21 protein-coding genes are annotated in these 21,132 nt (G+C 39.5%); 8 read left to right on the top strand and 13 right to left on the bottom strand.

Going from position 1 to position 21,132, the window contains the following annotated elements:
* Window positions 1-15 precede the first annotated feature (15 nt).
* The 4 genes from era to I6E11_RS00190 form a co-directional block, all read right to left on the bottom strand.
* The gene (era, locus tag I6E11_RS00205; RefSeq protein WP_235335850.1) at window positions 16-897 is read right to left on the bottom strand and encodes a GTPase Era; all 882 of its coding nucleotides are present in this window, start codon (window positions 895-897) and stop codon (window positions 16-18) included.
* An 82-nt stretch (window positions 898-979) separates the two neighbouring features.
* Window positions 980-1,981, bottom strand: coding sequence for a beta-ketoacyl-ACP synthase III (locus tag I6E11_RS00200; protein WP_235335849.1), 1,002 nt, complete (start codon window positions 1,979-1,981; stop codon window positions 980-982).
* A gap of 105 nt (window positions 1,982-2,086) precedes the next feature.
* The gene (gene rpmF / locus I6E11_RS00195; RefSeq protein ID WP_007559879.1) at window positions 2,087-2,272 is read right to left on the bottom strand and encodes a 50S ribosomal protein L32; all 186 of its coding nucleotides are present in this window, start codon (window positions 2,270-2,272) and stop codon (window positions 2,087-2,089) included.
* 16 nt (window positions 2,273-2,288) lie between these two features.
* Window positions 2,289-2,822 (bottom strand): YceD family protein, encoded by a 534-nt coding sequence (locus I6E11_RS00190; protein ID WP_235335848.1) that lies wholly within the window; start codon window positions 2,820-2,822, stop codon window positions 2,289-2,291.
* A gap of 375 nt (window positions 2,823-3,197) precedes the next feature.
* Between I6E11_RS00190 and nagA (I6E11_RS00185) the strand changes: the two genes are divergently transcribed.
* Both nagA (I6E11_RS00185) and nagA (I6E11_RS00180) read left to right on the top strand, forming a co-directional pair.
* Window positions 3,198-4,364: an N-acetylglucosamine-6-phosphate deacetylase gene (gene nagA / locus I6E11_RS00185; RefSeq protein WP_235335847.1), complete on the top strand. Its 1,167-nt coding sequence runs from the start codon at window positions 3,198-3,200 to the stop codon at window positions 4,362-4,364.
* Window positions 4,365-4,385: 21 nt separating this feature from the next.
* Window positions 4,386-5,549: an N-acetylglucosamine-6-phosphate deacetylase gene (nagA, locus tag I6E11_RS00180; RefSeq protein ID WP_235335846.1), complete on the top strand. Its 1,164-nt coding sequence runs from the start codon at window positions 4,386-4,388 to the stop codon at window positions 5,547-5,549.
* 62 nt (window positions 5,550-5,611) lie between these two features.
* Here the strand turns inward: nagA (I6E11_RS00180) and I6E11_RS00175 are convergent, their stop codons facing one another.
* From I6E11_RS00175 to proB, 3 genes are read right to left on the bottom strand one after another with little or no spacing between them, the layout of a single operon-like run.
* Window positions 5,612-7,267 carry an AMP-binding protein gene (locus tag I6E11_RS00175; RefSeq protein WP_235335845.1) on the bottom strand — a complete coding sequence of 552 codons (1,656 nt, stop codon included), beginning with the start codon at window positions 7,265-7,267 and terminating at the stop codon, window positions 5,612-5,614.
* 13 nt (window positions 7,268-7,280) lie between these two features.
* Window positions 7,281-7,838: a helix-turn-helix domain-containing protein gene (locus tag I6E11_RS00170; RefSeq protein ID WP_235335844.1), complete on the bottom strand. Its 558-nt coding sequence runs from the start codon at window positions 7,836-7,838 to the stop codon at window positions 7,281-7,283.
* 52 nt (window positions 7,839-7,890) lie between these two features.
* Complete coding sequence (gene proB / locus I6E11_RS00165) at window positions 7,891-8,973, bottom strand: glutamate 5-kinase (protein WP_204507792.1); 1,083 nt, start codon at window positions 8,971-8,973, stop codon at window positions 7,891-7,893.
* A 333-nt stretch (window positions 8,974-9,306) separates the two neighbouring features.
* Between proB and I6E11_RS00160 the strand changes: the two genes are divergently transcribed.
* A complete protein-coding gene (locus tag I6E11_RS00160; RefSeq protein ID WP_235335843.1) occupies window positions 9,307-10,086 on the top strand; it encodes a Cof-type HAD-IIB family hydrolase in 780 nt (259 codons plus the stop codon).
* A gap of 90 nt (window positions 10,087-10,176) precedes the next feature.
* Here the strand turns inward: I6E11_RS00160 and I6E11_RS00155 are convergent, their stop codons facing one another.
* Window positions 10,177-11,472: a UDP-N-acetylmuramoyl-tripeptide--D-alanyl-D-alanine ligase gene (locus I6E11_RS00155; protein WP_235335842.1), complete on the bottom strand. Its 1,296-nt coding sequence runs from the start codon at window positions 11,470-11,472 to the stop codon at window positions 10,177-10,179.
* 111 nt (window positions 11,473-11,583) lie between these two features.
* Here I6E11_RS00155 and folP point away from each other — a divergent pair, with 111 nt between their 5' ends.
* Window positions 11,584-12,435 (top strand): dihydropteroate synthase, encoded by an 852-nt coding sequence (folP, locus tag I6E11_RS00150; protein ID WP_235335841.1) that lies wholly within the window; start codon window positions 11,584-11,586, stop codon window positions 12,433-12,435.
* 94 nt (window positions 12,436-12,529) lie between these two features.
* On the top strand, window positions 12,530-13,315 hold the full coding sequence (cdaA, locus tag I6E11_RS00145; protein WP_235335840.1) for a diadenylate cyclase CdaA: 786 nt from the start codon (window positions 12,530-12,532) through the stop codon (window positions 13,313-13,315).
* On the opposite strand, the gene I6E11_RS00140 is transcribed toward cdaA, so the two are convergent.
* The 4 genes from I6E11_RS00140 to I6E11_RS00125 form a co-directional block, all read right to left on the bottom strand.
* The gene (locus tag I6E11_RS00140; RefSeq protein WP_235335839.1) at window positions 13,302-14,315 is read right to left on the bottom strand and encodes a GNAT family N-acetyltransferase; all 1,014 of its coding nucleotides are present in this window, start codon (window positions 14,313-14,315) and stop codon (window positions 13,302-13,304) included. The genes cdaA and I6E11_RS00140 overlap by 14 nt on opposite strands.
* Window positions 14,312-15,199, bottom strand: coding sequence for a DUF2156 domain-containing protein (locus tag I6E11_RS00135; RefSeq protein WP_235335838.1), 888 nt, complete (start codon window positions 15,197-15,199; stop codon window positions 14,312-14,314). Before I6E11_RS00135 ends, I6E11_RS00140 begins: the two co-directional genes overlap by 4 nt.
* Before the next feature lie 76 nt (window positions 15,200-15,275).
* Window positions 15,276-15,971 (bottom strand): LrgB family protein, encoded by a 696-nt coding sequence (locus tag I6E11_RS00130; protein ID WP_235335837.1) that lies wholly within the window; start codon window positions 15,969-15,971, stop codon window positions 15,276-15,278.
* Entirely contained in the window at window positions 15,952-16,302 is a 351-nt protein-coding gene (locus I6E11_RS00125; protein ID WP_235335836.1) for a CidA/LrgA family protein, read from the bottom strand. The genes I6E11_RS00130 and I6E11_RS00125 overlap by 20 nt, the downstream gene beginning before the upstream one ends.
* 243 nt (window positions 16,303-16,545) lie before the next feature.
* On the opposite strand from I6E11_RS00125, the gene pta reads away from it, so the two are divergent.
* The 3 genes from pta (at window position 16,546) to I6E11_RS00110 (ending at window position 20,023) form a co-directional block, all read left to right on the top strand.
* Complete coding sequence (pta, locus tag I6E11_RS00120; RefSeq protein ID WP_235335835.1) at window positions 16,546-17,559, top strand: phosphate acetyltransferase; 1,014 nt, start codon at window positions 16,546-16,548, stop codon at window positions 17,557-17,559.
* 73 nt (window positions 17,560-17,632) lie between these two features.
* Window positions 17,633-18,832, top strand: coding sequence for an acetate kinase (locus I6E11_RS00115; RefSeq protein WP_235335834.1), 1,200 nt, complete (start codon window positions 17,633-17,635; stop codon window positions 18,830-18,832).
* 150 nt (window positions 18,833-18,982) lie between these two features.
* Window positions 18,983-20,023 (top strand): sugar kinase, encoded by a 1,041-nt coding sequence (locus I6E11_RS00110; protein ID WP_235335833.1) that lies wholly within the window; start codon window positions 18,983-18,985, stop codon window positions 20,021-20,023.
* Between the two features lie 101 nt (window positions 20,024-20,124).
* Here the strand turns inward: I6E11_RS00110 and I6E11_RS00105 are convergent, their stop codons facing one another.
* The gene (locus I6E11_RS00105; RefSeq protein ID WP_235335832.1) at window positions 20,125-21,030 is read right to left on the bottom strand and encodes a glycosyltransferase family protein; all 906 of its coding nucleotides are present in this window, start codon (window positions 21,028-21,030) and stop codon (window positions 20,125-20,127) included.
* Window positions 21,031-21,132 lie beyond the last annotated feature (102 nt).

The raw sequence follows: 21,132 nt of genomic DNA, 5'->3' as shown, positions 1-21,132 counted from the left end.
TATCCCAGCCGGTGATTAATCTAATTGGTAACCAAAATTCTTTAATTCCTTATCAGAACTTCTCCAGTCTTTATCAACTTTTACGAATGTTTCCAGATAAATAGACTTTCTAAAGAAGTGTTCCAGAGTTTTTCTTGCCTCAGTAGCAACCTTCTTTAAGGCTTTTCCCTGCTTACCTATGATAATCCCCTTTTGAGAGTCTCTTTCAACATAAATCACAGCATTAATACGTATGCTGTTTGCATCTTCCTTAAAGCTTTCCACAACTACCTCGACAGAATAAGGAATTTCCTTGTCATAATATAACAGAATTTTTTCTCTTATTATCTCAGTAACGAAAAAACGGGCAGGTTTGTCTGTCCACTGGTCCTTTCCGAAATAAGGAGGTGAATCCGGAAGCAAATCCTTAATTCTTTTCATTACTACATCAACATTAAACTTAGCCATTGCAGAGATAGGTATAATTTCTGCCTGTGGCAAAAGTTCATGCCATTCTTCCACCAGTTTGACAAGAATATCCTGATTAATAAGGTCTATTTTATTTATTAGCAATAAAACCGGTACATTCAATTTACGGACCTTTTCCATAAAATCGGCATTCTTGTCCGGTTTCTCTACTGTATCCGTAACATAAAGCAGTACATCAGCATCTACCAACGCAGACTCCGAAAAATTAAGCATTGACTCCTGCAATTTATAATTAGGTTTCAACACGCCCGGAGTGTCAGAGAATACAATTTGCATATCATCTGTATTCAATATACCCATGATACGATGACGTGTTGTTTGAGCTTTAAAAGTTGCGATAGATATTCTTTCACCTACCAGCAAATTCATTAATGTAGATTTCCCGACATTAGGGTTACCGACAATATTTACAAATCCGGCTTTATGCATAATAAAATCTCATTATGAACACAAAAAAACGCACCTGTCCGGGATGCGTTTTTTCGTATATTTGTTTTTATAAATTCAAATATTACTTGTTTCCGTCATAACCCCACTTAACATAAGCTGCTCCCCATGTAAATCCGGCACCAAACGCAGTGAAGATTATATTGTCTCCTTTTTTCAGCTGTTTCTCATAATCCCACAGACACAAAGGCAATGTTCCTGCGCTGGTATTTCCGAAATGCTGAATATTTACCATAACCTTCTCCATTGGAACACTGAGTCTTGAAGCAACAGCATCAATGATACGCAAGTTTGCCTGATGAGGAACAATCCAATCTATGTTATCTTTATTCAAGCCATTTCTCATTGCTATCTGTTCTGTTACGTCAGACATGTTTGACACTGCATATTTGAACACAGTTCTACCTTCCTGATACAGATAGTGCATTTTGTTGTCTACTGTAAAATATGAAGGAGGACAAACAGAGCCACCAGCCTTCATGTGAAGGAACGGAAGACCTTTTCCATCTGTGCGAAGAATAGAATCCATTATTCCGTAATCTTCAGTAGTCGCCTCGACCATACAAGCAGCTGCACCGTCACCAAAGATAGGGCATGTAGCACGATCTGAGTAGTTTACCATTGAAGACATCTTATCTGCACCTACTATAATTATCTTTTTGTGTCTTCCCGACTGTATCATACTTGCAGCAGTTTCCATAGCATAAAGGAATCCGCTACATGCTGCCTGCAAATCGAATGCATAAGCATTTTTAAGTCCCAGTTTATCGCAAAGAATAGATGCTGTAGAAGGGAAATGATAGTCAGGAGTAGTAGTTGCAACTATAACGCAATCTATAGAGTCCGGATCAGAATTTGTTTTTTGCATCAGCTGTTTTGCAGCCTTACGAGCCATATATGATGTACCCAACCCTTCTTCATTAAGGATGCGTCTTTCTTTTACACCTATACGAGTCATTATCCACTCGTCGTTAGTGTCTACCATTCTAGACAATTCTTCGTTTGTAAGAACATAGTCTGGTACATACCCACCAACACCTGTTATTACCGCATTAATTTTTTCCATCTTTTCAAATTTTAGTTTGAATCCTAAAAATAAAGCCGAAGAGCCGAAGCCCTCCGGCTTTATTTTCTCAAGAACATAAACCGTTCATGACAAAGCACTGTTCTATTAAAGAGCAGCTTCTTTCTCAATTGCTAATTTACCTCTGTAATAACCACATGCTCCACATACTGTGTGATATACATGCCATTCGCCACAATTAGGACAAATAGCCAAAGTAGGAGCAACTGCCTTATCATGAGTTCTTCTCTTAGCAGTTCTCGTTTTTGATTGTCTTCTTTTAGGATGTGCCATTTTACTAAAACTTTATTTAATTATTATTTAATATTTTCTTCAATGCGTCCCAACGAGGATCTGTTTCGGTCACTTCATTTTCATCATCATCATATTCATCCACATCAGAATTCTCCTCACTGGTATTATCATACCTTATCAAGTCCTTCAACTTTTCCTGCATTTGTTCGTTACACTCACCTTCTTCATGCACAATTCTACAAGGAAGACTAAGATATGTAAATTCGTATATGTACCAAGCTACATTTATTATACTTTCCGACTCCGGAATTACAAGAATTTCATCATCATCCGAATATTCCTCTCCCAATTTCACTTTTAGGGTATTATCAGTATAGACATCGACATCCACTTCATCAAGACATCTGTCGCATATACCTACAACAAAACCCTCTATATGGAAGTTCAACCTGAATGCTCCTATTTCTTTTTTTACTTCAACAGAAACATCAAGCTCACCTTTTTCTATTCCGGTAGCTTCTATCAAATTAAAGAACTCATCGCCAACTTTATAGTTATAAGTCGTACGAGTTTCTCTTAAGTTCTTCAAATCTATATCGTATAATTCTATTCTTTCCAAGTCTCGACACCATATAAATCGGGCGACAAAGTTACAAATAATAATTCATTTATTCCAATAAATCACATTTTTATTTTATCAAAAAATACATTTAACCCTTTAATGCATCTTATTATTGTCCCGAAAATATATAGTAAAGTAATCATCTAACTAATAAAACCGGAGTCCGAAATTTCTATAATTAAAACGACCTGACGTTTTGATCAAAACGTCAGGTCGTTTTTTCCTAATTTTATATTCACTCTATTTAATAAAAAAATCACATATATACAATACATATATAATAATTATTGATTAAATTTGCAGCATATAAGAAAATAAATAAGAAATTAATCACTATTTATCATGTTAACCCAAATAATTAACGCTCGTATCTTAACGCCACAAGGTTGGCTAAAAGATGGTTCTGTAATAATTTGCGACAATAAGATTCTTGAGGTTACAAATTGCGATCTGGCTATTGTCGGTGCAAAATTAATTGACGCCAAAGGTATGTACATTGTACCTGGTGGAGTAGAAATACACGTCCACGGAGGTGGAGGAAGAGACTTTATGGAAGGAACAGAAGATGCTTTCCGCACAGCAATAAAGGCACATATGCAGCATGGTACAACAAGCATTTTCCCTACACTGTCATCTTCTACAATCCCAATGATACGTGCAGCTGCCGAAACTACGGAGAAACTGATGAAAGAGAAAAACAGCCCTATATTGGGACTTCATCTTGAAGGACACTATTTCAATATGAAAATGGCCGGAGGACAAATGCCGGAAAACATTAAGAATCCTGACCCTGAAGAATACATACCATTATTGGAAGAAACCAATTGCATCAAACGATGGGATGCTGCCCCGGAATTACCTGGTGCTATGCAATTTGCCAAATACATAACATCAAAAGGGATACTTGCTTCAGTGGGACACACACAAGCCGAATACGAAGACATACTTACAGGATACGAAGCCGGATACACACACGCCACTCACTTCTATAATGCAATGCCCGGATTCCACAAACGCAGAGAATACAAATACGAGGGTACTGTAGAAAGCATATATCTTATAGATGACATGACAGTAGAAGTAGTAGCCGACGGAATACATGTACCGCCTACTATATTAAGACTTGTACACAAGATAAAGGGAGTAGAAAGAACAGCATTAATAACCGATGCCTTGGCATGTGCGGCAAGCGACAGCCAGGAAGCATTCGACCCCAGAGTCATAATAGAAGACGGTGTATGTAAACTGGCAGACCGCTCAGCCCTAGCAGGAAGTATAGCCACAATGGACAGACTGATACAAACCACAGTGCAGAAAGCAGAAATTCCTCTTGAAGACACTATTAGAATGGTATCAGAAACACCGGCAAGAATAATGGGCGTACTCGACAGAAAAGGCACACTTGAGAGAGGCAAGGACGCCGACATCATCGCACTGGACAGAGACTTGAACGTACGTGCCGTATGGGCTATGGGAGAACTTGTAGAAGGCACTAACAAACTTTTCTGATAAAAATAAAAACATAATATTATGCTGACCCAATTGACAAACGGAAACATCCTAACCCCACAAGGTTGGATTAAAGACGGCTCCGTCTTAATTAGCAACGGGAAAATACTTGAAGTCACCAACAGTGACTTGGCCGTAATAGGGGCAAAAGTTATAGATGTAAAAGGAATGTACATCGTTCCTGGATTTATAGGAATGCACATACACGGAGGAGGTGGACACGACTACACAGAAGGGACAGTAGAAGCTTTCGAAAGCGCCACAAAGGCACATCTGCTACACGGAGCAACATCTGTTTTTCCAACATTGACTTCCACTACATTCGACAACATAAAAAAGGCTGCAAATGTTTGCGAAGAATTAATGAAGACAAACAAGGTCATCCAAGGACTTCATATAGAAGGACCATACCTGAACCCCAAAATGGCAGGAACACAATGGGGTGAATACCTGAAGACTCCTCAAAAAGAAGAATACAGCGATCTTATCGACTCCGTATCCTGCATCAAACGATGGGATATAAGCCCTGAAATAGAAGGAGGCTACGAATTTGGCAAATATACTTCATCAAAAGGCATACTCACGGCAATCACACACACTGAAGCAGAATACGAAGATATAAAGAAAGCATTTGCATCGGGTTTCAAGCACGCAGCACATTTCTACAATGCAATGCCAGGTTTCCACAAACGTAGGGAATACAAATACGAAGGAACAGTAGAAAGTGTATACCTGACAGACGGAATGTCAGTAGAAGTCATTGCAGACGGCAGACATCTTCCTGCAACAATACTTAAATTAGTGTACAAGCTAAAGGGAGTAGAACATACATGCCTAGTAACCGACGCATTGAAATATGCAGCATTCGACGGAAAGATTGACGACCCGAGATATGTGATAGAAAATGAAGTATGTAAACTTGCCGACCATTCTTCTCTGGCAGGAAGCCTTGCCACTATGGATAAACTGGTATGGACTATGGTCAAAAAAGCAAATATTCCTCTGGAAGACGCCGTAAGGATGGCATCAGAAACACCAGCCAGAATAATAGGAATAGCTGACAGGAAAGGAACGCTACAAAAAGGAAAGGATGCAGATATCGTAATTTTAGACAAAGACACCAATGTGCGATGCGTATTCTCCTATGGCGAAATAGTAGAAGGAACAAATACATTAATACATTAATACACAAAAGAGCCGGCAAGGATTTCTCCAAACCGGCTCTTATTATATTCATAAGATTATATTCACTGATTATCTTTCTGACGAATTTCCACACGACGTATTTTTCCACTGATTGTCTTTGGAAGTTCATCCACAAATTCTATCACACGCGGATATTTATATGGCGCAGTAACACGTTTCACATGGTCCTGAAGTTCCTTTATCAACGCATCACCTGCCTTATCCTTATAATCTTTGGCAAGGATAATTGTAGCCTTGACCACCTGTCCGCGAATTTCATCAGGAACACCCGTAATGGCACATTCCACTACAGCCGGGTGTGTCATCAATGCACTTTCCACTTCGAACGGACCTATACGGTAACCAGAACTCTTGATTACATCGTCCGCACGGCCGACAAACCAGTAATATCCGTCTTCATCGCGCCATGCCACGTCGCCTGTGTAATACACACCATCATGCCAAGCCTCATGGGTAAGTTCAGGAGCACGATAATATTCCTTAAACAATCCAAGCGGCTTACTATGACCGGTACGCACCACTATCTGTCCCTGTTCACCATCTTCGGCACTACGTCCGTCCGGCTTGATCAGGTCTATCTCATACTGTGGATTAGGCACGCCCATACTTCCCGGTTTCGGTTCCATCCACGGGAATGTGGCAAGTGTCAATGTAGTTTCTGTCTGTCCGAAACCTTCCATCAGACGTATTCCTGTAATCTTAAGGAATGTTTCATAAACGGAATAGTTCAAGGCCTCACCGGCAGTAGTACAATATTCCAACGATGAAAGATCGTACTTAGACAAATCTTCACGTATAAGGAAACGATATATTGTAGGAGGTGCACAAAGAGATGTAATATGATAATCGTGTATCTTCTGAAGTATATCTGCAGGAGTAAATTTCTCGTGGTCATACACGAAGACAGTCGCACCTGCTATCATCTGTCCGTACAATTTTCCCCAAACAGCCTTGCCCCATCCTGTATCGGCAATAGTAAGGTGAAGGCTGTCTTTATGAAGATTATGCCAGAAACTTCCTGTAACGATGTGTCCCAAAGGATAAGTAAAATCGTGTGCCACCATCTTAGGCTCGCCTGTGGTACCTGATGTAAAGTACATCAATGATATATCATCGTTGGTATTTACATTCTCAGGACGAACAAAAGGAGCAGCACTCTCAATTCCCTTATGAAAATCGAGGAAGCCTTCAGGCATGTCAGGACCTATGCTCACAAGTTTCTCTACTGTTGGAGATTCAGGCATAGCATCTATCACGTGTTTAGTTATAACCTCTTCACCTGCCACAACAATCATTTTGATAGATGCAGCATTGCAGCGGTAAACAATATCTTTCTTGGTTAGAAGGTGTGTTGCAGGAATTACAACAGCACCAAGTTTGTGAAGAGCAATAATGGAATACCAGAACTCATAACGGCGTTTCAGTATAAGCATAACCTTGTCGCCATGACCGATACCAAGGCTCTGAAAGTAAGATGCAGTCTGGTCGGTATATTTCTTCAGGTCGGCATACGAAAAATGAATACACGCACCCTTATCGTTTGTCCATAATACTGCTTCCTTGTCTGGTTCTTCGGCAGCCCACGCATCTACTACATCGTAGCCGAAGTTGAAGTTTTCAGGAACTTCTATCTTGAAGTTCTTTATAAAATCCTCCTGTGAGGTAAATTGTGTCTGTTTTACAAATCTCTCTAACATATATCGTATCTGATTATTGCATTACTATAGCTAAGAATCTAACGTTGTTTCCATCGAGTGCTTTCATTCCGTGAGGAAGAGAAGAATCGAAATACAGGCTGTCGCCAGGATTAAGAATAAGTTCCTTACCATTAATATCAAGCAACAGACGTCCTTCAATCACCATGTTGAATTCCTGTCCCGAATGACTGTTATAGTATATAGGCGTACTTTCAGGCTTAGGTTCAACCGTTACTATAAACGGATCGGCTATTCTGTTCTTGAAACCTGAGGCCAACGACTCATACTTGTAAGCCTTTGTTCTTTCCACTGAAATACCTGTTCCACGACGTGTAAGGAAATATGAGCGCATGTGAGGTTCTTCGCCGAACATAAGTTCATCAAGAGATACGCCGAACTCTGTTGAAATCTTCTGAAGTGTACTTACCGAAAGGTCTTTCTCGCCACTTTCCATAGCGGCATACTGTTCAGGAGTTACTCCAATCTTTTCCGCTACCTGCTCCACTGTCAGGTCAAGAGCATCGCGCAATCCATGTAAGCGCATTGCTATTTGTTTTATCTGTTCATCCATAGTCTTTAAGTTATTTTCCACAAAAATAATAAAAAGTATGTCATTATGAAAGTTATTCTAAATATAAATAGTCATAATGTACGAGATAAGGCTTACCATGAATACCCATAACGGCTTTTGCGTCTGCCGATGACATACTTACACGGCCAACACCTATCTTCTCGTCATCAGGATTTACGATAGTTACAATATCATCCTTTTCAAAATCGCCAACTATATCTGTCACTCCTACAGGAAGAAGGCTTACCGCCTTGTCACCACGCAGCTTGTCAGCAGCCTTATGATTGACTATAATCTTACCTTTTGAGAATCCATCGCTGTGGGCTATCCATTTCTTGATACTTGACACACCGTTCTCCGAAGGAACAAACTTCGTGCATACGGTTTCTTCAGGATTTGAAATAAGATCGACTAGTATATTGTCCTTCTTTCCATTGGCAATGAATACTGTAATTCCCTCGTCTGCCACCTTGCGGGCAATGCTGCTTTTAGTCAGCATACCTCCCCTGCCGAATCCTGATTTCTCGGTACTGATATAGTCCGACAAGTCCTTGCCCTGTTCCACTTCTCTGATAACAGTCACTCCCGGCTGGGAAGGGGCACCATTATATATACCGTCGATATTGCTCAGAATAACCAATGCCTGAACATCCATCATGGCTGCAATCAGACCTGAGAGTTCGTCATTGTCGGTAAACATAAGTTCCGTAACAGAGATTGTGTCATTCTCATTCACAATGGGAATAACATCATTGTCCAGCATCACCTGCATACAGTTGCGCTGATTGAGATAATGTCGTCTTGTGGAGAAACTTTCCTTTGTGGTAAGCACCTGACCTACCGTAATTCCATGTTCGCGAAACAGTTCGTAATATCTGTTTATCAGCTTGGCCTGCCCTACAGCCGAAAACAACTGGCGGCTGTCAACACTGTCAAGTTTGCGCAAAGGCTTTACCTCACTGCGTCCGGAAGCCACTGCTCCCGATGACACAAGCACTATCTCAACTCCCGCCCTGTGAAGTTCTGCCACCTGGTCAACAAGAGCTGACATTCGCGTAACATCCAGTGTACCATCCTTGCGTGTAAGTACATTGCTGCCTATCTTTACCGCTATTCTTTTATATTTACATTCCATACGTTTTTTGGTTTCATATCTATTGATGACGCAAATATAAGAAATTACGGACATCAAATTACAAAATCATGCTGTCTTTTTATTTCAGATTACTTATTGATATGAATTTTTATAAGAATATTACTAACAGAAAGGCAGCCCGACACCAGACTGCTTCACCTAATCATAAATCAATATACGTCTTTAATACTGCCACATATTCCTCGAAAGCCTTTCTTCCGGATTTAAGTATAAACTTGACTAAAGCGTCAGTCAATCAATAAGCATCTCACTTTTTTTCTGATGTCAGTTTTTATTGATAACTTTGCCTGACTAAATTACAATTAGACTTTTATGATTAAAGCTATATTTTTCGACATTGACGGAACACTGGTTTCGTTCAAAACACACAGAGTACCGGAATCAACCAAACAGGCACTTAAAGAGTTAAGAGAAAAAGGTATAAAGGTATTTATCGCTACGGGACGCCCAAAATTGCTTATTAACAATCTTGAGGATCTTGAATTCGACGGATATATAACCCTGAATGGCGCTCACTGCTTTACAGCCGACCACAAGGATATATACAAGGGATTGATACCTGCCGAAGACATAGAAAGAGTTGTGGAATACACTAAAAAACACGACTATCCGTTTGTCTTTGTGCACGACAACCAGTGGTTTATCACAAAAGTGGATAAAGCAGTGGAAGACATAGCCAAACTTATAGAGATTTCGATACCTCCTGTAAAACCGGGAGAAGAGGCTTTAGGAAAAGACATTCTCCAGATTATGGGCTACTTCCCTACCGAAGCCGATGAAGAAATATTCGGCAAGATACTTACTCATTGCGAAACAATGAGATGGCACCCACTATTTGCCGACATCATAAATAAAGGAACAAGCAAGAGCCGTGGTATAGACGAAGTTATAAGGCATTACGGCATAAAGCTTGAAGAAACAATGGCTTTCGGCGATGGCGGAAACGATATCAACATGCTTGAACATGCCGGAATAGGCGTTGCTATGGATAATGCATCTGATATTGTCAAGGCTTCTGCCGACTATATAACATCTTCTGTAGATGATAATGGAATATTAAATGCTTTAAGACATTATAAGGTATTAGATTAAAACAAGAATAAAGCAGCACTTCCACTTCAATATAATGCAAATCAATGAAAATTCACTTGCATTGACATGGCAGTGCTGCTTTAGACATAATTATTTCTGAAGTTTTTCTGCCAGTAAAGCCAACTTCATACTGTTGGAGCCTTTGATTAGTATCATATAATCCTTAGGCATATCTAACGATAGTTTTGAATATACTTCATCAGCATTTTCATAATGTTCGAAAGAATTTATAGTCTTTCCGAATTCCGGACCTACCAAAATAACCCTTTCAAAACCGCAATCTGCCAACACGTCAACAATCTTTTGATGTTCCTCCAGACTACTTTCTCCCAGTTCTTTCATATCACCCAAAATCACCATTTTATGATCAGCCTCAATCATACGGAAGTTTTCCAAAGCTGCAGCCATACTTGTAGGATTAGCATTATAAGCATCTACTACGAGGCGGTTATCTCCAGCTTCGATTAATTGAGAGCGATTGTTGCGAGGCTCATATGTAGACAGGGCATGGCAAATACTATCGTCCGAAACGCCAAAATATCGGCCTATAGTCACTGCCGCCAGAGCATTGTCTATATTATACGAGCCTATTAAATGAGTCTGAACTTCACAAACATTACTATCAGATTTCCATTCAAACAATAAATATGGAGAACATGAAAGAACCTTTCCAGAAACATAAAGTCCATCTTCTGCACCATAACGGATACATTCCAGTCCGCCTGCTATGGAATTGAGATATGGATTTTCATTCTGTATAAAGATTTTTCCACCATTGTCACGAAGATAATCGTACAATTCGCTTTTCGTACGGATAACCCCCTCAAACGAGCCGAATCCTTCAAGATGCGCTTTACCAACATTGGTTATTATACCATAGTCAGGACATGCTATATTTACAAGAGTCTTTATCTCACCAGGATGGTTTGCCCCCATCTCCACCACAGCCATTTCGTGATCTGAAGTAAGTTTAAGCAATGTAAGAGGAACTCCGATGTGATTATTCAGATTACCTTGAGTATAAAGAACATTGTATTTCTCTTTTAGAACTGCAGCTATCAGTTCCTTAGTAGTAGTCTTTCCATTGGTACCTGTGATGCCTATCATTTTAGTACCCAATATACGGCGATGCCATGCCGCCAAATCCTGCAATGCCTTAAGACAGTCATCCACAAGAAGAATGCGTCCCTCTGTATCATTGGCATATTCAGCCTCATCTACTATAGCATATCGGCAACCATTGGCTATGGCTTGCGATGCAAAAGTATTTCCATTGAAGCTGGCTCCTTTCAGAGCTATAAACATTGAGCCTGCAGGACAATCGCGAGTGTCAGTTGTAACCTTTCCACACTCAAGAAAGTATTTATACAATTGTGAAGTTTCCATTTTAAAATACAATTTAATACGTGACGCAAAGATAAATGAAAAATCAATCGCAAATCAATAAAAAATAAATTATTGTATGTACATTTGTACCATCATTATGCAAGCTTCTAAATGGAAAACAAAATAGCAAGATATATCAATGTAAACGGCAATCTGATGGACTTGACACGTCCTAAAGTAATGGGAATACTGAACGTTACTCCCGACTCATTCTACGCCGGAAGCAGAAAGCAATCGGAAGAAGACATATTACTGAGAGCCAGAGAGATAATTGACGAAGGTGGAGACATTATAGACATAGGTGCATACTCATCGAGACCGGATGCAGAAAACATTTCCACTGAAGAAGAAATGTCAAGGCTAAAAAATGCCCTTACATTATTAAACAGAGAGATACCTGAAGCTGTGATTTCCGTAGATACATTCCGTGCTGACATAGCAAAGATGTGTGTGGAAGAACACGGCGTGGCAATAATAAATGATATATCTGCAGGCTGTATGGACGATAACATGATGCCTACTGCTGCAAAACTGGGAGTACCATACATAATGACGCATATGAAAGGGACACCACAGGATATGCAGAAAAATCCAGAATACGAAAACGTGGTAAAAGAAGTGATATACTACTTTTCCGAAAAAGTACAGAAAATGCGCGACCTCGGAGGAAAGGACATCATAATCGATCCCGGCTTTGGATTTGGGAAAACGCTGGAACATAATTATATGTTAATGAACAAACTGGAAGAGTTACAGATATTTGAGCTTCCTGTACTGGTAGGTATATCCAGAAAATCAATGATATATAAACTACTTGACAACTCTCCTGAAGATGCACTGAATGGAACGACTGCACTGAACACCATATCACTGATGAAAGGTGCGAACATACTGAGAGTACACGATGTAAAGGAGGCCTGTGAGGCAGTGAAGATATATTGTAAGTTAGTTGTTGGTTGTTAGTTCTTGGTTGTTAGTCCCCACCCGCATGGTTCTAAAAACTAATAACTAAAAACTTAAGAACTTAATTATTAATCATTAATTCTTAATTACAAAAATGCCGTTTGATTTAAGTATAATAAGCCTGAAAGATATACTTGACATATTGCTTGTAGCTTTCATCCTCTACAAGACTTATAAGGTAATGAAATCTTCAGGTTCGATAAACATTTTTATCGGTATATTAGTCTTCATCATAATATGGGTGATAGTATCGCAAGTGCTACAAATGCGCCTGCTAGGTTCGATATTCGATAAACTTGTAAGTGTAGGAGTAATAGCTCTTATCGTGCTGTTTCAAGACGAAATCAGACAATTCTTACTTACTCTAGGTTCAAGATATCGCACAAACAGTCTGTTCAGGTTTCTTAAAGGGAAAAAATACAACGAAAGCGACAAAAACGATATTATGCCTATTGTCATGGCATGTCTCAATATGGGTAAAGGTAAAGTAGGAGCACTTATAGTATTGGAAAAAGATGTTCCATTGGACAATATAGTTATGACCGGAGATGTAATAGATGCAAATATCAACCAGCGTCTGATAGAAAATATTTTCTTCAAGAACAGTCCGCTTCATGATGGGGCTATGATAATAAGCGGAAAAAGAATTAAGGCTGCCGGATGCATTCTTCCGGTTTCCCATAACCTAAATATACCAAAAGAACTTGGATTGCGACACCGTGCAGCACTTGGAGTATCACAGGAAACTGATGCGTTGGCTATTATAGTTTCCGAGGAAACCGGTGGCATCTCAATAGCCTACAAAGGTGAGTTTTATCTAAAATTGAATGCCGAGGGACTGGAAAGAATGCTTACGAACGAGTACATCAATCAAGCATAAGACTCATGTAAGGTTTCATATCATGAAATAGCCATGACGAAAGACTGTTAATATGTATTCTATGTACAGAATTTGTATTACTGACATGAGTATAAAGTCTTCTGCATGCACCTCCTTCTATAATGTATAGGCCATTATTTTCGGTAATAACATCATCACCATATATTTCGACTAAGTGCCTTCCATCCATTACGGAGGCTACAATCTCAAGCATACGGCACACATTTATAACCCGAGACATACCACAAGGCGAAGACTTCTCTGCATGAGATATAGAATAATGGTTCAATACAAAATCAATCATAGCTGTTTCTGTCTGCTTATCAGTAGCCAGCAATTCCTTTATAACTACATTATTATAAGCAGCAACAAGAAATACTACAGCACAAATATTGCCACTTTCAGTATATGCACACCACGCCTGACCGCCAGAAAGATGAAGATCTGACAATATTATTTTAATATCCAGCAAAGTATGCAGAACACTTGCAGAAAATGTTAATAACTGCCTATTAACAAAGTCAGACACATCGTAATAATCTTTTCCCAACAGCTCCAACTCTCTGAATATCAATCCGCTTCTAGAGTTATCAACAGTTTTACACATACCTGTTAATAACTTTGTTTTCTGTTGAAAAGTAACTTCATATCCAGATTTGGCATAATAAGCCACAAGGCCTTCATTTGCCGGTATCAAAAGAGATAGATATTTGCCATCTGCATACATCTTTCTGTGTGCATCATCAAGAAGTCGAGACATCAAGCCTCTTGAACGGAATTCCGGATGAGTGCAAGCTCCTGATATATATGCCACGGGAATAACCTTATCTATATATTGCATAGGATATGGTATTCTTTGGAGTGCTGACACAACCCTACCGTCTTCAACAATGGCACTGTTTATTTCGTCATTATATCTTGAAGAAAAATACAATTCGACGAAATCATCAGTATCGTCAGGGAAACATAATTTCCATAAAGCTTTTACTTGCTCTTTCATTTCAGTTCCAGTTTATATTTCTCAAGTAGCAGATGTGGCTGATATGACATTTTGGCTTTTCTTAATCCATCAAGCCCAAGGTCTTCTTCTCTATTTATATATATGTACTGTTCTGGGATCATTTTTGCAAACTCATTGTTTATCATGGCGTAGGCACCTTCATAGTCCGTGTCTGCCTTTTCCACACAGGTGTCGAAAGTTTCATTGTTGACAGGCGCACCATATGTGAAAGCTACTATTTTTCCGTCCACCATCAATACACCTCCAATAATATCAAGATCTTCAAAATTGCGCAATGCAGCATTCATGGATTTTCGTTCATTCTGCAGAGCCTCGTCTTCACTACAATTATTAGCCTTACACCAAACAGACTCCAGTTTTATACATTCAGGAATCAAATCACGTGTAAGAGGCCTGAACTCAAATCCAGGATAATTATTACGGAACTTATTTATATGATTACGTTTAGGTTGGAATTTTTTCCCAACCAAAGAAGAAAGATCCGAACGCAGATATAGATAATCAGAGTAATCACGATCGGCTGTAAATTTAAATATCCCTGGGAAAAGGCTTTCCAACTCATCACAACTTTCTTTACATACTCCGTACATCACAAAAGGAACACCTTTTACTCTGGCATCTGCCATTAACTCCTCTATTACAGGACTGATATCGCCCTCACCAACAGGCAACATGTACGAAAGTTCTCCGTCGACATAAAATCTGAATGACAGGAAACCTCCAGACTCAGCAATCTCAGTAAGATAAAGGAAACGCCAACTGTAGAGATTGGCAAATGTCAAATCGCAGTTACGACGTTTACTTTTGAGCGTATATCTCTGTACTGTCTGTTTATCTTCTATATCAAGACGTCTGAAATCCATATTATAAAGAGTTAATTTTATGAAGTTAAGAAGTTAATAAAGTTAGATAAGTCTAGCAAAACAAAATATCCATGAGTCAATAAAGCCCTATCAAATGTAATATATAAGGCGAGAGTAATGCTGTAAATATTCCGTTCAGAGTAAGTCCAAGGCTAGCATACGCTCCATACTTTCCGCTTACTTCCATCGCACGCGACGTACCGACTGCATGCGTAGCTGTTCCCATAGAAAGTCCTTGAGCTATAGGACTGTGTACATGTCCCACCTGCAAAACTTTGAAGCCAAATATTGCACCAAAAAGTCCCACAACTATCACAACCGCTGCTGTAAGAGAAGGTATTCCACCTACTGCTGATGACACTTCCATTGCAATAGGAGTTGTTACTGATTTAGGAGCAAGTGACATTATCACTTCAGGAGTAGCTCCAAGCAGCTTTGCAACTACAGTGACAGAAATCAGTCCAACTATACAACCAGCCAACTGCGACAATATAATAGGAAGCAACTGTTTCTTAATCATACGTAACTGTAAGTAAAGAGGAACTCCCAATGCTACCACAGCAGGACGTAACCAGAATTCCACCAATGAACCTGCATCCTGATATTTCTCATACGATACGCCACTGACCTTTAAAAAGCATATCAGCATTGCCACTGCCAAAAGGATAGGATTAAGCAATACCCATCCTGTTTTCTTCTGTAAAAGTTTTGAAATAAAAAAGAAACCAAAAGTAATGGCCAGAAGAAAAAATTTATTTTCTAGGAAATCCATATTTGCGAACTATTTGATGAACCCACCCTGTTACTACCAACACTAAAACCGTACTTACCAATGTAGCTATGACTATAGGCCAAAACTGAGCTTGTATAATATCAAAATACAGCATCAGAGCCACACCGGAAGGCACAAAGAAGAATCCAAGATTTGCCACAAGAAAATCGGACAATCCCTGAACCCACTCAAGTTTCACCCATCCAAGCGACAAAAATAACGTAAGAAGTAACATGCCTATAATACTAGAAGGCAATTTAACACCAGTCAGGTAAACTACCAGTTCACCTAAGGCCATACATCCAAAAAGGATAGAACATTGACGAATCATACCTTAAATTATTCTATTGAAAACCGGTGCAAATTTATGCATTAGCACAGAAAACAAACGATTAGACCTTCAAAAAAACCTATTATGTCCTTAAACATGTATAAAATGTCCTCTTTAGAGAAAAAAAGTTTGTATTTTGCAAACTAGATATTACAAAAATAAGTATTTTTGCATCGGAATAAGAAAAAACCGTTAACGCAAACGGAACAAAGATAATTACATTTTATAAAAACATAAATCAACATGGATTTAATTAGTCAAATCGTTGAACGCGCTAAATCTAACAAACAGCGCATTGTTCTTCCAGAAGGAACAGAAGAACGTACTTTGAAAGCTGCCAATCAGATATTGACAGACGGTGTTGCAGACCTTATTCTTTTAGGTAACCCTGAAGAAATTATGAAACTGGCTCAGGAATGGGGCTTGGGAAACATTAACAAGGCTACTATTATCGACCCGGAAAATCACGAAAAGAAAGATGCATATGCAGAATTGCTTTTCGAACTCCGCAAGAAAAAAGGCATGACAATGGAACAGGCTCAGGAACTCGTAAAGAACCCTCTTTACCTGGGATGCCTTATCATCAAAGCTGGAGATGCTGACGGACAGCTTGCAGGTGCACGCAATACTACAGGCGATGTTCTTCGTCCTGCACTTCAGATTATCAAGACTGCTCCGGGCATTACATGTGTATCAGGAGCCATGTTGATGTTGACTCACGCACCTGAATGTGGCGACAACGGTGTATTGGTAATGGGAGACGTAGCCGTTACTCCGGTTCCAGACGCAAACCAGTTGGCACAGATTGCCGTTTGTACAGCACAGACTGCACAGGCTGTAGCAGGTATCGACCCACGCGTAGCCATGTTGAGTTTCTCAACTAAGGGTTCTGCAAAACACGAAGTTGTTGACAAAGTAACTGAAGCACTTAAGATTGCTAAGGAAATGGCTCCTGAACTGAAAATAGACGGTGAACTTCAAGCTGACGCAGCTTTGGTTCCACGTGTAGGTGCCAGCAAGGCTCCAGGTTCAGAAATCGCAGGTAAAGCAAACGTACTTATCGTTCCATGTCTGGAAGTAGGTAACATTTCTTACAAACTTGTTGAACGTCTTGGTCACGCTACTGCTATCGGCCCAATCCTTCAAGGTATAGCACGTCCGGTAAACGATTTGTCACGCGGATGTAGCATTGATGATGTTTACAAGATGATTGCAATTACTGCAAATCAGGCTATTGCAGCAAAATCTCAAAATTAACAGACTATTAACTTTTTCTATAAGCACAAAGGTCTGTAGAAAGGCTTTTGTGCTTTAATTACTTTTTTTATATATGAAAATATTAGTACTCAATTGTGGTAGTTCTTCAATCAAATACAAATTGTTTGAAATGACTACAAAAGAAATCCTTGCTCAAGGAGGTATTGAAAAAATCGGTCTTCCAGGTTCTTTCCTGAAACTCACTTTGCCTAACGGTGAAAAGAAAGTAATCGAAAAAGACGTTCCTGAACATACTACTGGCGTACAGTTTATATTCGATACACTGATAAATGAAGAATATGGTGCAGTTAAGAACCTTCACGAAATCAATGCAGTGGGCCACCGCGTACTTCACGGAGGAACAAAATTCAGCGGTTCTGTACTTATTAACGACGCTGTAATAGCAGCTGTAGAAGAATGCTGCGACCTTGGTCCTCTTCATAACCCTGCAAACCTGAAGGGTATCTATGCTGTACAGAAGCTATTGCCTGAAGTTCCACAGGTAGCTGTTTTCGATACAGCATTCCATCAGACTATGCCTGACTATGCATATCTTTATCCAATACCTTACGAATATTTCGAAAAATATGGTATCCGTCGCTATGGTTTCCACGGAACTTCTCACCGCTACGTTTCAAAACGTGTATGCGAATACCTTGGAATCCCACAGGAAGGCAGCCGCATCATCACTTGCCACATTGGTAACGGTGGTTCTATAGCAGCTGTAAAAGACGGTAAATGTATTGACACAACAATGGGTCTTACTCCACTTGAAGGACTTATGATGGGTACTCGTTGTGGTGACATTGATGGAGGTGCAATCCTTTACATGATGAAGAAAGAAGGCATGACTCCTGACGAGATGTCTAATCTGCTGAACAAAAAGAGTGGTGTTCTTGGTATCTTCGAAAAGTCAAGTGATATGCGCGAACTGGAAGATGCAGTAGCAAGAGGTGAGGAACGTGCTATCCTTACAGAAAACATGTACTTCTATCGTATTACTAAATACATCGGTGCTTACGCAGCAGCTATGGGTGGTGTTGACGTAATCCTGTTCACTGGTGGTGTAGGTGAAAATCAGGCAACAGCACGTGCAGGTGTATGCAAGACATTAGGATTCTTAGGTGTTCAAATCGACCCTGAAAAGAATAAAGTACGCGGAAAAGAAGCAATCATCTCTACAGACGATTCAAAAGTGAAAGTTGTAGTTATCCCAACTGACGAAGAATTGATGATTGCCAGCGATACTATGGATATTCTGAACAACAAATAAGATATATCAATATCCTAAAAGAGTTAAAAAGAGGATACCTCATGAAGGAATTAACTATCTTTGCAGCGGAAACAAAGCAAAGAGATTCCGACAAGAGGTATCCTCTTATTTTTATGCCTTGATTTCCGCTTAAATCGAAAACTTGACATTATGAGCAAAAAGATTGTAACATTCGGAGAAATTATGCTCCGTCTTACCACACCTGACAACTTACGAATCCAGCAAAGCCGTGACTTTCTGGTAAACTATGGTGGAAGTGAAGCCAACGTAGCCATCTCCATTGCCAATTTTGGCGGAGAGGTAGAGTTTATTACACGACTACCGGACAACGATCTAGGTGAAACCTGTATTTCTGAATTGCGTTCGCACAATATCGGAACCAACCACATTCTTTTCGGTGGTCACCGCCTTGGTACATACTATATGGAGAAAGCCGCAGCCATGCGTAACTCTAAGGTTATATACGATAGAGAGAACTCGTCCTTCTCCGAGCTTAAACCTGGTATGATAAACTGGCGTGAAATATTTAAGGATGCCTCTATATTCCACTGGTCTGGTATTGATGCTGCTCTCACTTCAGGTTTAGCAGAAGTTTGCAAAGAGGCCATTGATGTGGCAAAGGAAATGGGACTCAAAATATCATATGACATCAATTATAGAAAGAATTTATGGAATTATGGAAAGAGTGCCCAAGAAGTTCTACTACCTTTAATGAAAGACAGCGACATTATGTTCGGCAGCGAAGGAGAATACGCACTTGTCACCGGTATAAAAGCACCTGGATTTAAAGCGACAAAAAGCGGAGAAAAATATGATGTGGCTGCATACGAAAAATTCTGTCAGGAAATCAGCAAGCATATACCCCACTGCAAATACATATACATCGCTTTGCGCAATGTTATCAGTTCAGAGCATCATACGTTTGCAGGGATTCTTTACACCAATGGTGAGATGAAATACACAAGGGTGTTTGATATTGATAATGTTATCGATTGTGTTGGAGTGGGCGATGCTTTTTGTGGTGCCATGCTTTATGCACAAAGTGCATACAATGATAATCAGAAACGTGTTGATTTCTCAACTGCAGCATCGGTACTTAAAAACACCATATCAGGCGATTATAATATGGTAAAAGTTTCTGAAGTTGAGAGCCTAATTGCCAGCCAAGAGAATGGCGAGGTAGCACGATAATAAATATCACAAGCATTATATTACAATAAAAGAGAACATAAAAAAACAGATTGACTCCAATCGGAGTCAATCTGTTTTTTTATTGTACTATAAAATTGTTTTTAGAACAATTTTGAAGGATATTCACCAGCATCCACCAATGCTTGAATCTTATCAACTACACTCTGACGATCAGCAGCATAAGTTACACCGAACCACTTGGAAGTAGTGTCAAGAACCTTAACATTTGCAGTCTTTTCATTGATAAGTTTGTTTACCATCAATGGAATAAAATACTCAGCCTTCAAATTATCTTTATTGGCATCAAGGAATTCTGTGAAATAGTCTTCTGAATACTGGAAATAGTCAGGAGTGAATCCCCACATGTTCATAGAAACAGGAGTATTATCTTCAATTCCTACCCATTCGCCATTTTCATCCTTATAGCTAACGACACCATCTACACGCATGATTTCAGTACGTTCGACTACTGTTGTCAAGTTTCCTTCTTCGTTAGCAGAACAAACGCCACGTGCTACAGAACCACTTTCTGACAAAGTATTGCCAACACGGAAACCTACCATACAATAGTCATTTTTTGAACCTTCTGGAAGTTCTGAAAGGTATTTGCCAAGGACAGCAAAGCTGCCTCTACCATAAAAGTCGTCGGCATTGATTACAGCAAATGGTTCTTTAATAACATCCTTACCCATCAATACAGCATGGTTAGTACCCCAAGGTTTAACACGTCCTTCAGGACAAGTATAACCTGCAGGAAGATTATCCAGTGCCTGGAATACTACTTCTACTGGGATATGATTTTCGTATTTGCTAAGAACAATCTTACGGAAATCTTCTTCGAAATCTTTACGGATTACAAATACTATCTTACCAAATCCACCACGGATAGCATCAAAGATAGAATAATCCATAATAGTTTCTCCACTAGGACCAAGTCCGTCAAGTTGTTTTAGGCCACCATAACGGCTTCCCATACCGGCTGCCAATACAAATAATGTTGGTTTCATAAGTTATATTTTTAGTTAGTAACTATGCAAAGATAGGCATTTATTATTAATGGCAGACTTCCTGAACAAATTATATTCATTTATAGTTATTTTTTTAGTATA

It is taken from the genome of Bacteroides caecigallinarum, assembly GCF_021531075.1.
Lineage (GTDB): Bacteria > Bacteroidota > Bacteroidia > Bacteroidales > Bacteroidaceae > Phocaeicola > Phocaeicola caecigallinarum_B.
Note: the sequence above shows the minus strand (reverse complement) of the source record. Positions and strands in the feature narration are given on the sequence as shown.